The sequence below is a fragment of the Rhizobium sp. P40RR-XXII genome, from assembly GCF_012641405.1.
In the GTDB taxonomy this organism is placed as follows: Bacteria; Pseudomonadota; Alphaproteobacteria; order Rhizobiales; family Rhizobiaceae; genus Rhizobium.
Window position 1 is genome coordinate 156064 of record NZ_JABAII010000009.1, and the last position, 13697, is coordinate 169760.

A 13697-nucleotide genomic window follows, 5' to 3' on the forward strand; every position below is an offset into this window, starting at 1 on the left:
TCAGGGAAGAAACATCATGAAATTCGCGCAAGTCCATCCGATCCAGGATGTCTGTATTCTCGTCACCGACATCGAGAGGTCGATCCGCTTCTATACCAAAAAACTCGGCTTCGACCTGAAGCACCGAGCACCCGGATTTGCTGATTTTACCGGCGCCGGCCTGACGCTGGCACTCTGGGAACGCAACCATATCGAACACCATGCCGGCGTACATGTGAAGGCAGGATCGGCATCCGCTGTGCTGATCGCCGTCAAGCTCGATAGCGCTGTTGAACTCGATCTGGTTCATGATCAACTGAAGGCCGATGGTGTCGAATTCGTCAGCCCGCCGGCCGATTATGCCTGGAACGCACGGGGTGCCTATTTCTACGGACCGGATGGCGAAACCTGGGAGCTCTACGCCTGGCTTGAGGGCGGTGCGCCGGGCAAGATTGAGGCGGCGGCATGACCCGCAAGCTCATCATTCTTACCGACCCAGGTCAGGATCAAGCGGCTGCAATCCTGATGATACTCGGTCAACGCGAGGCTTTCGACGTACTTGGCCTTGTGGCAACGGCCGGCAACATCAGCCTCGACCATACGATCACCAACTGCCTGAAGCTGGTGGAACTGGCCGGACGGCCCGATATTCCGGTCTTTGCAGGCTGCCCGCAGCCGATCATCCGGCCGCTGGTCATGGCCGAGCATGTTCACGGACCAACGGGGCTCGATGGCGCCCATCTGCCTATGCCGGCCATCAAGGCGCAGCAGAGACACGGCGTCGATTTCATCATCGACACCGTGCGGGCGCATCCCGGCGAGATTACCATCTGCTCCCTGTCTCCACTCACCAACCTTGCCGTGGCCCTGTGCAAGGCCCCGGACATTGCCGGGAAGATTGTCGAGATCGTCGCCATGCTCGGTGCCTATTTCGAGGTCGGAAACATCACGCCCACGGCCGAATTCAACTGCTATGTCGATCCCGAGGCCGCCGACATCGTCCTGAAGGCCGGTATCCGGACGACCCTGTTGCCGCTCGACGTGACCCATCAGATGCGTTCGACGCCGGAGCGCCTACAGGCCATGCTGGCATTCGGTAACAGATGCAGCGTCGCCACTGCCGAAATGCTGGAATTTTCACAGGCTTTTGATCTCGGGAAGTATGGCTGGGAAGGCGCGCCGCTGCACGGACCCTGCGTCCCGGCCTTCATGCTTGCGCCGGAGATTTTTTCGGGCCGGCAGATCAGCGTCGCGGTCGAACTGAATGGCACGCTGACTGCAGGCATGACGGTTGCCGACTGGTGGCAGATAACCGATCGACCGAAGAATGTGTTCTATGTCAGAGATGGTGACCCGAATGCCTATTATGACCTCCTCATTCGCTCGCTGGGAAACCTGCCATGACTGAGACCCTTGTCCGCGGCGCTAAAATTCTCTCCGTCGATGAGAAGCACGGCACTGTGCCTTTCGACGGCGATATCCTGATAGAAGGCACGACGATCAAGGCCATCGGTTCGAACCTCCAGGCTGAGCCGGGTGCACAGGTCATCGATGGCCGCGGCAAGCTGGTCATGCCGGGACTGGTCAACGCGCATACGCATTCGAGCGAGACGTTCTTTCGCGGTCGCTATCAGGGCATGCCGTTGGAAATCTGGCTGCTCTATGCCTATCCTCTCCTGATGAACGACGCGATAGGCGAAAGGCTCCTCTATCTCCGCAGCCTGCTGCTAGCGATGGAATCTCTCGGGAGCGGCGTGACGACATTCTGCGATGACTTCTTCGATCCGCCTGCGCACGATCTGGACCGCTTGAGCACGGTGTTTCGGGCTTATGATGATGTTGGCATTCGCGCAAATGTCTCAAGCGCGGTCATGAACATCCACACACTCGACGCCCTTCCCTACGCCCGGGAAGTCATGCCGCAGCATTTGCAGGACATGCTCGATTTCGGGCCGCCGATAACGACCCATGACTACATCGATTACTGTAGGTCCGCTTTTTCCGCCCTTCATGACCGCGCCGGCCGGCTGAATTTCATGATCGCACCTTCGGCGCCCCAGCGCTGCACGCCGGATCTCATGGTCGCATGCATGGATCTCGCGATCGAAAAGGACGTCCCTTATCACACCCACGTCCTGGAGACGAAGACGCAGGCTGTCACAGGTCACGAGATCCTTGGCAAGTCGATTGTTGCCCATATGAACGGACTTGGCCTGCTCAAGCGCAATACGACCTTTGCCCATTCGGTATGGGTGAGCGAGGAGGATATCGCGCTGATGGGGGAGGCCGGCATGTCGATCGCCCATAATGCCGTTTCCAACCAGAAGCTTGGCGCCGGCATAGCGCCGATCAGACGGCTATTGGACGCAGGGGTCACGGTAGGATTGGGGACGGACGGTGTCTGCTCCAATGACACATCACGCATTTTCGACGTCATGCGTGTCGCGGGCCTGATCCATAGCGCATCCGGCCCGGATTACTCGAAATGGGTAAGGGCCGACGAAATCTTGCGCATGGCCACAATCGGCGGTGCGCGCAGCGCGATGCTGGAAGAGATCACTGGGACGTTGGAGGTCGGCAAGGCAGCCGATCTTCTGATCCTCAATCTCAACTCTTATGCCTTCACGCCTTTCAACGATGCCACGCGACAGCTGGTCTTTTCCGAGAATGGCTCTTCGATCGAGACCGTGATGGTCGCGGGTCGTGTGGTTATGCAACATGGTCAACTGACCACGGTCAACAAGGCGGAAATCTTCGCCGAACTCGGCGAGCTGCTGCCCGCTTACCTTACCGAACACGCCGAACTTGAACGCCGAAACAGTATCTTCGAACCGACCATGGCCGAAATTCACCGTCGTGCGACGCTTCAAGACATCAACCTCGACCGTTACCAAGGAGACATGCCTGCTTTCGATGGCTCAAACCTGGCGTAATATAGCCGCACGGCGCATTGGCCCCGGGACGCACGCCCGTGGCAGTCCAGCCCGCCTCGAAAAAATGCCTATGTCTTGAAGGATGCGGACCGCTGACCGTAATTGCGCTGACCTTATTGAAGTTTGCTTTTCCCATAGGATCTAGCGACTGCGTCGCGGTGGTGCCCAATATCATCGTGCAAGGCTGGCCGCGGTGATCGGCCTCAGCCAACCGCAAGACGTTTTCGCAGCTTGCGCATTTGATCCAACAAGGGCCGTGACGTGCACCTTTCGGCCTCATCCGCACCCTCGCCCAGCCGGTGGCTGACGGCTCAATGATAATCGGGCCCTCCGGCTAGCAAAAGGATTCCAAGGACGCGAGCTGCTTCAAAGATGGACAAGCGGGAAGCCAGTTCGAATTGGATCCCCTCCAAATCCGGGTTTGCGCTGCCAGGATGCTCTTCACAAGAGCCGCCTGATTATCTGAAAATCCCTTTTCCCATATCTTCCCGCTCCCCCATCTCCGCCGGGAGTCCGCGATCGGCGGACGAACCTCCCGCATCGACCTAAACGAACCCGAGCAGGGTTGCCTTTTTGGCAATGGAGAATGCGCATAATTGTTCTTTATTAGAACACGGAATTCCCCCATCATCCGATCATTGGTGGATAACGAGACAAAAGTCCGATCGCCCAATCAACAGGGGAACTGTCAAAATGCCGCAATTCATGATGAATCGTCGCCGCTTCCTATCCAACGCTGCTGTAATCGGAGGTCTCGCCGCCACCCAGAGTCTCGTCAGCATCCGTGCCGGAAATGCTTCCGATATTGCCGAAGTACGCATGCAGCTCGGCTGGCTTGCTTCCAACGGGCTAATCGGCGAAGTCGCGGCACAGAAGAGGGGTTTCTTCACCGAGCAGGGCATCCATCTCACCATCGTCCCCGGTGGCCCGAATGTCGATGGCGTCGCCGGTGTGGCGGCCGGGCAATCCACGATCGGCCAGATCTCCTCAAGTCCCTCCGTCATGCTCGCGCGCTCGGCCGGCATGCCGGTTAAGGCGTTCCTTGCCGGATACCGCAAACACCCATTTACATATTTCTCGCTGAAGAAGTCGCCCATCCGCGAGCCGAAGGACATGATCGGCAAGACGATTGCCACACAGCCGACCGCCTTCATCCTTCTGCGCGCGCTCCTCGCCAAAAATGGCATTCCAGAAGACAAGGTGAAGATGGTCAACATGGGTTCCGACATGAACCAGCTGATCACCGGCCAGGCCGATGCCGTCACCGGTTGGGTGACGAACACCAATGCGCTGAAGGTGCTGGGCGATGAGCGTGTCGACATGATGCTCTGGGATGCCGGCCTACAGCTCTACGCCAACGTCTATTATACGACCGACGAAGAGCTCGACCAACATTCCGACGTGCTGGTGCGCTTCACCACGGCCGCCGCCAAAGGCTGGGGTTACGTTCGCGACCATCCGGAAGAAGCCGTCGACATGCTGGTCGACGCCTATCCCAATCTCGACAAGGCGAGCGAACTTGAAGCCGTCCACCCGGTCATCGATTTCTCCTTCGGCAATAGCACCAAGCAGACCGGCTGGGGCGCGATGAATAAGGACAATTGGGCAGCACAGATCAAGGCTTACGCCGACCTGAAACAATTCACCGGCACGGTACCGACAGTCGACGACGTCGCCACCATGGCGATCCTCGATGCGACGACCGAAATCCGCAAACAAATCGGGTGAACGCCATGATAAGCGCCGCCACCATAAAACAGTCGTTGCCCGTTGCCGAAACGGCAAGGCTCGCCGTCTCCATTCGCGATCTCGATATCCGCTTCGGCGACAAGGGCAACGAGTTCACCGCTCTTTCCAACGTGTCAGTCGATATTGCCGAGGGATCCTTCGTCACCATGCTCGGGCCATCAGGCTGCGGCAAGTCGACCCTGCTGCGCTGCATTGCCGATCTTGTTGACATCAGTGACGGCTCGGTCTCGGTGTTCGGCCGCCCGCCGCGCGAGGCCCGCGAAGGTCGTGATTTCGCCTTCGTTTTTCAAGAAGCGACACTGCTGCCGTGGCGTAGCGTTATAGACAATGTCCGCCTGCCGCTCGAAGTCGGCAGGCACGACAAGAGTTCCTACGCGGACCCCATGGAACTGCTGGCCCTGGTCGGCTTGAAGGGGCGCGAAAATGCCCTGCCGCATGAGCTGTCGGGCGGCATGCGACAGCGTGTGGCGATCGCCCGCGCGCTGGTGACCAAGCCGCGCATCCTGCTGATGGACGAGCCCTTCGGCGCGTTGGACGAAATCACCCGCGACAAGCTCAACGAGGAATTGCTGCGTATCTGGCGGGAAACGGGCACGACCATCGTCTTCGTGACCCACTCCATTCCGGAAGCCGTTTTCCTCGGCCAGCATGTACTGATGCTGCAGGCCCATCCCGGCCGTGTAAAGGAATTCATGAAGGTCGACCTTCCCTATCCCCGCGCGCTTTCCATGCGCGACACCGTCGATTTCATCAGAGTAACCGCGCATCTACGCTTACTGCTGGAGGAATGCATGTGAGCAACGCTGTGCACCCTGAAATCGGTGGTATTGGCAAAGCGCCGCGCAAGGCCGCGATCCTCGATGCAACCATTGGCGTTCTGTCTTCGAACATGCCGGCGATCCTGGCGGCCCTCGGCTGCATCGTGCTGTGGCAGGCCGTCATCTGGATCTTCAAGATCCCGACCTTCATGGCGCCAGCTCCGGTCGATGTCCTCTACGCGTTTCGCGACAATGCCGCGACACTAACGCGCAACCTCCTGCCGACGCTACTCGAAGCCGTTCTCGGTTTCGTCTTCGGCAATCTCGTCGCGATCATGCTGGCGATCTGGTTCGTTCACAGCGCGACGGCGGAAAGGGCCTTCTATCCGATTGCCGTCTTCGTCAAGGCGATCCCGATCATCGCCCTGGCACCGATCCTCGTTTTGATCTTCGGCAACGGCGTCGCCCCGAAGATCATTATCGCCGGCCTCATCTGTTTCTTTCCGACGCTGGTCAACATGGTCCAGGGTCTTCGCGCGGCCAGTCCGGCCATGCTAGACCTCATGCGGGTGCTTTCGGCCAGCAATTTCGAAATCCTCTGGAAGGTCCGCCTTCCAAGCTCCCTCCCCTTCCTGTTCGCAGCCTTGAAGATCGCGGCGACCAGCAGTGTCATGGGAGCGATCGTCGCCGAATGGATCGGGTCTAGCTTCGGGCTCGGCGCACTGATTATCGAGGCGACCTATAATTTCCGCTCGCCGCTTCTCTACGCGACGGTTGTCATTGCCGCCCTGCTCGCCGTGATCCTCTTTTTCATCGTCTCGATCGCCGAGGCGAAGATGGTCCGCTGGAAACCGGCCGGGCAGCACTGAGCGCTCAACAACATCAAGGAAACACCAATGACACAGGTTATTCATCAGCCTGCACGGGATATCTCTGTCGTCGATCGCTCCGATGTGGTGGTGGTCGGCGGCGGCCCGGCCGGGATCGCAGCAGCCGTCTCGGCCGCCAGGAACGGCGCCAGCGTCACACTTCTCGAACGCTATCCCTATGTCGGCGGGCTTGCCGCCGGCGGCATGGTGCTGGTGCTCGACGACATGATCAACGAGCTTGAGATCACCGTGCGCGGCATCTGCTTGGAAATGATCGAGCGTATGAAGGTTTGGGGCCTTTGCGTGACACCGACCGATCGCGACCGCCTGATCGAGTTCAGGGAGACGCCGGAGGCCTGGCAGCGCTGGGCACGCTGGGGTCTCTTCGACTTTCACACCAAGGCGATGCCGCACCCTATCTGCTTTTCGGCAGCGTTCGATCCCGACGCGTTCAAGCGCGCCGCCTATGACATGATCGGCGAAGCCAGGATCAAGCTTAGAACCCATAGCTGGTTCTCCTCGGCGATCGTCGAGGATGGAACGATCAAGGGCGTGATCTGCCAGACGAAGGAAGGCATGCAGGCTATTCTCGGCGATGTCGTCATCGACACGACAGGCGATCTGGACGTGGCGGCCAGCGCCGGCGCCGCCCATATCGAATCCAATTTCATCCTGACCACGGTTTCGCGCTGGGGTGGCGTCGATACTGAGGCCGCCGAGCGCTTCGAACGGCAGGAACCCGAAGCCTTCAAGGCGCTCGATCACGAGGCCAAGCGACTGATCGGCGGCTGCTGGTCCTTCTGGTGGCTAAAGACACCGCTGCCAGGCATCATCTGGCTGAACTGCCCGCATATGCCGACGCTGAGCGGCCTGAAGGTGGCGGACCTGACAAAAGCCGAGATCGAGGGGCGCTCGCGCATTGCGAAATTGCTCGAATTTGCCCGTCAGAAGATGCCCGGCTTTGAGAATGCCTATGTCGTCGATTTCGCGCCGCAGACCGGCGTGCGCCAGACACGGCAGCTGGAAGGCGCCTACGTGGTCACCAAGGACGATGTCATGTCGCGCCGTCACTTCGCCGATACCGTCTGCCGTGGCCGCGACTACTACACCCCCTATCGCGCAATGCTGCCAAAGGAGATCGATCAGCTGATCGTCGCCGGCCGGCATTATTCGGCAACCCCGCAGGCACAGAAATCCAGCCGCGAAATCCCGCCGTGTATGGCGATGGGCGAGGCGGCGGGCGTTGCGGCAACCGTCGCGCTCAATGCCGGAACGACTGTCCGCAGAGCCGATATCAGTACGATACAGAAGCAGATGCGAGCCCAGGGAGCCGACCCCGGCGACATCCCATCGGAGAACGCCACATATTTGGAGGCTGCAGAATGATGCCTTTGCCACTCGACGGAATCCGCGTGATCGATTTCACGCAAGTCATGCTTGGACCCTCCTGCACGCAGGTTCTGGCTGATTACGGCGCCGAGGTGATCAAGATCGAAAAGGTGAAGATCGGCGATCTGTCGCGCTGGTCGCTCGGCTCCGATCCTGATGGGCTGAACAATCCCGTCTTCTGCTCGCTGAACCGCAACAAGAAGAGCCTGGCACTAGATCTCAAAGATCCGGCGGCACAAAAATCCGTCCTGACGCTGCTGGAGACGGCCGACGTGGTCGTCAACAACTTCCGGCCCGGCGTCATGGAGCGCATGGGCTTCGGCTACGAGGACCTGAAGAAGATCAATCCGCGTCTGATCTACGCCGTCGGCACCGGCTTCGGATTGACCGGCCCCTATCAGCACAAGGGCGGTCAGGATGTGCTTGCACAGGCTGTCTCCGGTGTCATGCGCAGAAAGTCCGACAACAGCCATCCGACTTCAATCTATGCCACGCCGCTCGCCGACTATTCGGCCGGCATGCATCTCGTCCAGGGCATCCTGCTTGCCCTTCTGCAGCGCGACAAAACAGGCGAAGGACAGCAGGTGGCCGTCAGCCTCTACAACTCCATGATCGCCATGCAGATGCAGGAAGGCACGACGCATCTGATGCGGCAGAAAGATCTGAACTGGGGCGCATTCCCGCTGACAGGCGTCTTCGAAACCACGGACAGCGCCATCGTCATGGTCGGCGCGTTCAAGCCGAATCCGCTGCGCGACATCTGTGAGGCACTGGAGATCGAGGACCTGTCGCAATATCCGCACTACAAGGATTTCGACGCGCAGATGGCGCGACGGCCGGAGCTGCAGGCAATCTTCCGTGAGAATTTCGCCAAGAACCGCACCGCGCACTGGATCGCCCGACTGGAAGGCGTCGATATCCTCTGCGCGCCGGTGCGTTCACTCCCCGAGGCGCTGAAGGACGAGCAGACGATCATCAACAAGATGATACTTGAGGCAGGCGAGACCGCCGCTGGTCCGATCCGCTTGATCGGTTCGCCGATCGACATGTCGGCCGCACCGGTCACCGTGCGGATCGCACCGCCACAGCTCGGCCAGCACAATGAGGAAATTCTGGCCTCGCTTTCCGCGCTGCAGGGAGACGCCGCATGAGCGTTTCCTTCACCGTTGAAGACCGCGTCGCCCGCGTTACGCTTGACCGACCCGACCGGATGAATGCGGTTGATGCGGAGACCGAGGCAAGGCTGGAGTCGGTCTGGACAGAGATCGAGAGGCGCGACGACATCAGCTGCGTCGTCCTGACGGGCTCAGGCGAAAAGGCCTTTTGCGCAGGCGCGGATCTGAAGGGCGGAAGCGGCAGTTCTGGCGTCGACTACTGGACGGTCGGGCGAGAAAACGGCTTTGGCGGCCTCGCCTTCCGCCGCTCGCTCGACGTGCCCGTCATCGCCCGGGTAAACGGCTACGCGCTAGGCGGCGGTTTCGAGATGGTGCTCGGCTGCGACATCGTCATTGCTGTGGAAACGGCACAGTTCGGCCTGCCAGAAGCACGCGTCGGCCGGATGCCGCTCGATGGCGGCATGGTGCTCCTGCAGCGCAAGATTCCGTTCAACCGTGCCATGGCCGTGATGCTGACGGGGCGACAGTTCGGCGCGCAGGAAATGGCGAGTTTCGGCGTCGTCAACGAAGTCGTGTCGGCTGCCGAACTGGACGCCGCCGTCAATCGCTGGGTCGCCGACATCGTTGGCTGTGCGCCGCTGTCGTTGCGGGCGATCAAGCAGACGGTCAATCGCACAGCACATCTAAGCCCTGCAGAGGCGCAAGCGTTGCGGACGCCCGCGCTCATCAAGGCCTTGAAAAGCGAGGATGCCATGGAAGGTGTAGCGGCCTTCCGCGAGAAGCGGGCGCCCGTTTGGCGCGGCAGATAGGCATGCTATAGCTTCAAGATTGCCGAGGGCTTTTCATGCATGCCAGCATTCTGAAGTATTTCGCCGAGGTCGCACGCTCCGGATCGATCCGAAAGGCATCTGAAGAGCTGCATGTGGCAACGTCCGCCGTCAGCCGCCAAATCAAGAAGCTGGAAGACGAGCTTGGGACACCGCTGTTCGAGCGCTTTTCCGACGGTTTGCGCCTAACTTCTGCCGGCGAAATCGTGCTGCGCCATACCAAGGAGACGCTGCAGGACTTCGAGGTCATGAAGTCCAATCTCGGCGACCTTCAGGGAAAGAATACGGGCCGCGTCCATATCGCCGCCCTCGATAGCCTGCTCGTCACGTTTCTTCCTGATTTCATCAAGAGGTTTCATAAGCTGCATCCTGCAGTCGACTTTCGCGTGCGAGCAGGAGCCTACAACAATATTTTCCATTTCATGGCGGCTGGCGACATTGATATCGGCATCAGCTTTGATCTTGCAACCCCACATGACTTGAAGCTTGTGGGCTCGATCCGCACAGCCTTCATGGCCATGGTCGCTCCATCGCACCCCTTAGCGCGGGCGAAATCGGTGACCTTGCCAGAATGCGCCCAGTTTAAGCTTCTTCTGGCGCTCGACAGCGAAGTCGTCAGTTCGGCGATAGCGGTCGAACTTGCGGGGCTCAATCGAGTGGGGCGAACGTTGGTCGCATCCAACAATCCAATCCTCCTCAAACCATTAATCATGTCTGGTGACGGCATTGGTTTTTTTACGCCAGTGGGACTCTGGCCGGAAATCCAGACGGGCGAAATCGTTGCCATCCCGATCCGGGACTTCAAGCTTAGCATGGTGGATATCGGTATTTTCGTGCCGCGCGACCGGCATCTAACTCATGCCAGCCAAGCAGTTATCGAGCAGCTTAATACCGAACTGCGCAGGTTTGGCGAGGATTTGAGAACCATTGTCAGCAGATGAGAAAGCATGAAAAAGATCCGCCTGCTAAAATGTCCTGGTTATGGCCCGGCCACGCGCTTCGACACATTGACAGACCTACCATTGCAATTCGACGCTGCGACCGCGCGGCCCGGCGATCTGATCATGCCGTCACCTGTCAATGCTCACGATCATGGCTACGGCATCCGCACCCTTGATTTCGGCGCGACCGACGACGCACTGGAAGCTTGGATACCGGGCCTCAGACTGCGGCCGCGAACGGATGCCTACCTCGAAGCGCTCGTCGCCTTCGGCCGGCTTGCCAGAACCGGCGTCGGCGCGACCATGCATTGCCACAACTCCCTCAACGTTGATCGTCTGGTCGAGGAAGCAAGCGCCGTTATGCGGGCAGCAGGTGATGTCGGCATTCGGCTTGGCCTCTCCTGCCCACTGCTCGACAACGATGCCTGGGCCTATGACGGCGGCCCGCGGCGATTGCGCCCATTCCTCTCCGAAGGTGATTGGAATGCACTTGCCGGAACGATTCCGAACTATGCTCCCATTCACACACAGCTTGTTGCCGTCGAGGCTGTCGCCGCCGCAAATACCAATCCCCTCATCGATGTGCAGTATGGCCCGATCGGGCCGCAATGGTGTTCGAATGGGCTTCTGGAGGCGATTGCTGAGGCTTCCGCGCTGCGTGGCCGGCGCATCCATATGCACTTGCTCGAAAGCCCGCGGCAACGCTTCTGGCTCGATCGGCGTTTTCCCGAGGGCATCGTCACCTATCTCGACAAAATCGGCTTCCTGTCGTCGCGGCTCGCCATTGCCCACGGCGTCCAATTGCGCCCCGATGAACTCGAATTGCTTGCTGAGCGGGGCGTGCAGCTCGTTAGCAATCCCTCAGCCAATCTCCGCCTCCGCTCAGGCGTCGCCCCGATCACCTCCACGTTAGAGATCGGCGGCCCCGCCTTCGCCATTGGTCTTGACGGCACCGGATTGGATGACGATCAGGACCTCTGGCGGGAGATGCGGCTCCTCTATCTCCTGCAGGGCGGTCGCGGCCTGACGCGACGGCTGACGGCGCAGAATGTGTTCGATGCCGTCATCCGCGTCGGCGGCCAAGTGATCAATGCATACGAAGCCGAAGATTTCACCATCATCGACTATGAGGGCTTGATCACCGAAGCACTGTTCGACGACGCCGACGAAGCGGAAATCCTGTTGACCCGCATGAGCGCCAAATATGCCAAGGGGCTTGTCATTGCGGGCCGAGAGGTCATGCACCAAGGAAAACTGACAGGCATCGACTTTGACGCAGCCTTGTGCGAACTCCTGGCCCAGGCCAGAGCCGATCTGACAAGGCTTGAGAAGCAACGTCCTCTTGTTCGAGCTTTGTCCGAGGCCACGCGTGACTATTATGCGACCTGGCCGGGGATCTTATGATTTCGAGCCCGGCGGAGATCATGCGTCGACTACCGCGACGAGTCGCAACGCATCGAGGCTATCGAGCCTTTTCCTGTCAGTAATCGGCAATTGAGGCGGCAACACCCTGGTCCAGACCGGATTTCCGCTGCGCTTGCCAACGAGGTACTTGACCCCCGGAATAAGGGGATGAGCGGCGATGTTCTGCCGCAGACGACGCACCTGATCCAGCAGCTGGGCATTCTCCTGATCGTGCCATAGTTGTTGCGACGAGGGAGGGTCGATATTGACCGTCGCTGAGATGCAGCCCGCATAGCCATCGCGACCGGCATCGGCAAGCGCCGCCTCGCTGCTCGGGAAGACGCCGAAGCCGGCGATCTTGGCGAGCTCACGCGCATAGGCAAGATTGCCGGAACTATCCTTCGCCCCAAGAATCCGCTTTGGAAAAGCCTGCGAAAGCCGCGCTGACAAGGCGGGTGAAAACTCGATGCCGGTCAATTGCGGGAAGTTATAGAGGTAGATCGCGATCGGCGTCTCCGCCGTCCTTGCTACAAGCTCGGCAAACCACGCAAACAAGCCGTCTTCCTCAACAGGCTTGTAGTAATAGGGCGGCAGCACGAGCGCTGCCGCAAAACCAAGATCGAAGGCACGGCGCGTCAATGCAACCGTCGTTTCCAGATCCGGCGTGCCGGTCCCGACCATCAGCCTGCTGCCATCCAATTCCCGCGCTGCGGTCATCATGAGAGCGCTGCGCTGGGTGGCGGAAAGAGAGTTGGCCTCACCCGTCGTTCCTAGCACGTTCAGGAAATCGCAGCCATTATCAAGGCACCAGCGAGCGTGTTCGATGAAGGCGGCATCATCGATGTCGCCATGATAGTCGAAGGGCGTGGGCAGGGCGGCGATCACGCCGGAAATCCGGGTCTGCGTCACGAAAAGGCTCCTCCCATTTTATCAGATTCTGCGTTCCATCGGGCTACGATAGGCTGCCACGAAAGGATGATCGAGGCTGGTGACGCGGCTCTTGTCCCAACCGCCGGGGGCGCCCCATCCGGTGACGTCATTGGCAAAGAAATCGCGATTGACCTCGCGCAGGAACAGCCGCTCCGTTGGCATTTCCTCGTCCCACAAGATTGCGTCAACTGGGCAAACAGAAAGGCAGAGCCCGCAATTGATGCATTCCTCCGGCTGAATGTAGAACATCCTTCCGCCCTCATAGATGCAATCGACCGGACAGGCGACCGTGCAGGCCCCATCCTTCGTATCGATGCAGGGTTCAGTAATTACGTAAGCCATGTCCTTCGCCTCACGGCGCTCTGAACGGCGCCTTTAGCAAACTATGACAAACTAGAGCGTTCTTAAGAAGCGCCGATTTTCGGCTCTTTCCTTGCCGAAACGGCAATGCTCGGGCCAAGCGAGCGGTTCGCAATACAGATGGCGTAGGTCTTTCAGCCGGCATGCAGTAGCTGCTTGCTGGTCTACTCATCCGCTGCAATATCACGCGACAATCGCCTTTCTTTCGCAAGAAAGAGACGATGGGGAGCGGGAAAGTCGTGAAGCAGCTCGTGGGCGATGTCTCGTTGTTTCTTGGAGGCCTGAGCAAGGCGCTTGTTTTTGACGTCAGGCCGTTGCGCCGGTTACGGCTGCGCCATTGCGCGGACGCGATTAATCTGAAGGGAAAGGCTGAGCATTTCCAATGCGGGGGAGCGAAGAGATTTCGGAGTGCGGAAAAGATCGATGTGAAACGCACAGGTCAG

The 13697-nt window shown here is 59.5% G+C and carries 13 protein-coding genes and 1 pseudogene; 11 read left to right on the top strand and 3 right to left on the bottom strand.

Going from position 1 to position 13697, the window contains the following annotated elements; genetic code table 11:
• Positions 1 to 16 precede the first annotated feature (16 nt).
• From HGP16_RS19150 to HGP16_RS19200, 11 genes are all read left to right on the top strand, one after another.
• Positions 17 to 448, top strand: coding sequence for a VOC family protein (locus HGP16_RS19150; RefSeq protein ID WP_168841586.1), 432 nt, complete (start codon positions 17 to 19; stop codon positions 446 to 448).
• Positions 445 to 1383 carry a nucleoside hydrolase gene (locus HGP16_RS19155; RefSeq protein WP_168841587.1) on the top strand — a complete coding sequence of 313 codons (939 nt, stop codon included), beginning with the start codon at positions 445 to 447 and terminating at the stop codon, positions 1381 to 1383. The genes HGP16_RS19150 and HGP16_RS19155 overlap by 4 nt, the downstream gene beginning before the upstream one ends.
• The gene (locus tag HGP16_RS19160) at positions 1380 to 2912 is read left to right on the top strand and encodes an amidohydrolase family protein (RefSeq protein ID WP_168841588.1); all 1533 of its coding nucleotides are present in this window, start codon (positions 1380 to 1382) and stop codon (positions 2910 to 2912) included. The genes HGP16_RS19155 and HGP16_RS19160 overlap by 4 nt, the downstream gene beginning before the upstream one ends.
• Positions 2913 to 3605: 693 nt before the next feature.
• On the top strand, positions 3606 to 4640 hold the full coding sequence (locus tag HGP16_RS19165) for an ABC transporter substrate-binding protein (protein ID WP_168841589.1): 1035 nt from the start codon (positions 3606 to 3608) through the stop codon (positions 4638 to 4640).
• Between the two features lie 5 nt (positions 4641 to 4645).
• Entirely contained in the window at positions 4646 to 5458 is an 813-nt protein-coding gene (locus HGP16_RS19170) for an ABC transporter ATP-binding protein (RefSeq protein ID WP_168841590.1), read from the top strand.
• Complete coding sequence (locus HGP16_RS19175) at positions 5449 to 6288, top strand: ABC transporter permease (RefSeq protein ID WP_205926496.1); 840 nt, start codon at positions 5449 to 5451, stop codon at positions 6286 to 6288. Before HGP16_RS19170 ends, HGP16_RS19175 begins: the two co-directional genes overlap by 10 nt.
• Before the next feature lie 27 nt (positions 6289 to 6315).
• On the top strand, positions 6316 to 7674 hold the full coding sequence (locus HGP16_RS19180) for an FAD-dependent oxidoreductase (RefSeq protein ID WP_168841592.1): 1359 nt from the start codon (positions 6316 to 6318) through the stop codon (positions 7672 to 7674).
• Complete coding sequence (locus HGP16_RS19185; protein WP_168841593.1) at positions 7671 to 8828, top strand: CaiB/BaiF CoA transferase family protein; 1158 nt, start codon at positions 7671 to 7673, stop codon at positions 8826 to 8828. The genes HGP16_RS19180 and HGP16_RS19185 overlap by 4 nt, the downstream gene beginning before the upstream one ends.
• A complete protein-coding gene (locus HGP16_RS19190) occupies positions 8825 to 9601 on the top strand; it encodes an enoyl-CoA hydratase-related protein (RefSeq protein WP_168841594.1) in 777 nt (258 codons plus the stop codon). The genes HGP16_RS19185 and HGP16_RS19190 overlap by 4 nt, the downstream gene beginning before the upstream one ends.
• Positions 9602 to 9636: 35 nt before the next feature.
• On the top strand, positions 9637 to 10560 hold the full coding sequence (locus HGP16_RS19195; protein WP_168841595.1) for a LysR family transcriptional regulator: 924 nt from the start codon (positions 9637 to 9639) through the stop codon (positions 10558 to 10560).
• A gap of 6 nt (positions 10561 to 10566) precedes the next feature.
• Complete coding sequence (locus tag HGP16_RS19200; RefSeq protein ID WP_168841596.1) at positions 10567 to 11964, top strand: amidohydrolase family protein; 1398 nt, start codon at positions 10567 to 10569, stop codon at positions 11962 to 11964.
• Positions 11965 to 11982: 18 nt separating this feature from the next.
• Here the strand turns inward: HGP16_RS19200 and HGP16_RS19205 are convergent, their stop codons facing one another.
• The 3 genes and pseudogenes from HGP16_RS19205 to HGP16_RS34050 form a co-directional block, all read right to left on the bottom strand.
• On the bottom strand, positions 11983 to 12873 hold the full coding sequence (locus HGP16_RS19205) for a dihydrodipicolinate synthase family protein (protein ID WP_168841597.1): 891 nt from the start codon (positions 12871 to 12873) through the stop codon (positions 11983 to 11985).
• A 21-nt stretch (positions 12874 to 12894) separates the two neighbouring features.
• On the bottom strand, positions 12895 to 13236 hold the full coding sequence (gene fdxA, locus HGP16_RS19210; protein ID WP_168841598.1) for a ferredoxin: 342 nt from the start codon (positions 13234 to 13236) through the stop codon (positions 12895 to 12897).
• A gap of 324 nt (positions 13237 to 13560) precedes the next feature.
• Positions 13561 to 13687 (bottom strand): annotated as a pseudogene (locus HGP16_RS34050) (IS6 family transposase); the annotation flags it as partial.
• Positions 13688 to 13697: the final 10 nt, after the last annotated feature.

What these genes read in the sequence shown, in the direction of transcription:
- HGP16_RS19150 (WP_168841586.1), top strand. Translation starts at nt 17, where the DNA reads ATGAAATTCGCGCAAGTCCATCCGATCCAGGATGTCTGTATTCTCGTC.
- HGP16_RS19155 (WP_168841587.1), top strand. Translation starts at nt 445, where the DNA reads ATGACCCGCAAGCTCATCATTCTTACCGACCCAGGTCAGGATCAAGCG.
- HGP16_RS19160 (WP_168841588.1), top strand. Translation starts at nt 1,380, where the DNA reads ATGACTGAGACCCTTGTCCGCGGCGCTAAAATTCTCTCCGTCGATGAG.
- HGP16_RS19165 (WP_168841589.1), top strand. Translation starts at nt 3,606, where the DNA reads ATGCCGCAATTCATGATGAATCGTCGCCGCTTCCTATCCAACGCTGCT.
- HGP16_RS19170 (WP_168841590.1), top strand. Translation starts at nt 4,646, where the DNA reads ATGATAAGCGCCGCCACCATAAAACAGTCGTTGCCCGTTGCCGAAACG.
- HGP16_RS19175 (WP_205926496.1), top strand. Translation starts at nt 5,449, where the DNA reads ATGCATGTGAGCAACGCTGTGCACCCTGAAATCGGTGGTATTGGCAAA.
- HGP16_RS19180 (WP_168841592.1), top strand. Translation starts at nt 6,316, where the DNA reads ATGACACAGGTTATTCATCAGCCTGCACGGGATATCTCTGTCGTCGAT.
- HGP16_RS19185 (WP_168841593.1), top strand. Translation starts at nt 7,671, where the DNA reads ATGATGCCTTTGCCACTCGACGGAATCCGCGTGATCGATTTCACGCAA.
- HGP16_RS19190 (WP_168841594.1), top strand. Translation starts at nt 8,825, where the DNA reads ATGAGCGTTTCCTTCACCGTTGAAGACCGCGTCGCCCGCGTTACGCTT.
- HGP16_RS19195 (WP_168841595.1), top strand. Translation starts at nt 9,637, where the DNA reads ATGCATGCCAGCATTCTGAAGTATTTCGCCGAGGTCGCACGCTCCGGA.
- HGP16_RS19200 (WP_168841596.1), top strand. Translation starts at nt 10,567, where the DNA reads ATGAAAAAGATCCGCCTGCTAAAATGTCCTGGTTATGGCCCGGCCACG.
- fdxA (WP_168841598.1), bottom strand. Translation starts at nt 13,236, where the DNA reads ATGGCTTACGTAATTACTGAACCCTGCATCGATACGAAGGATGGGGCC.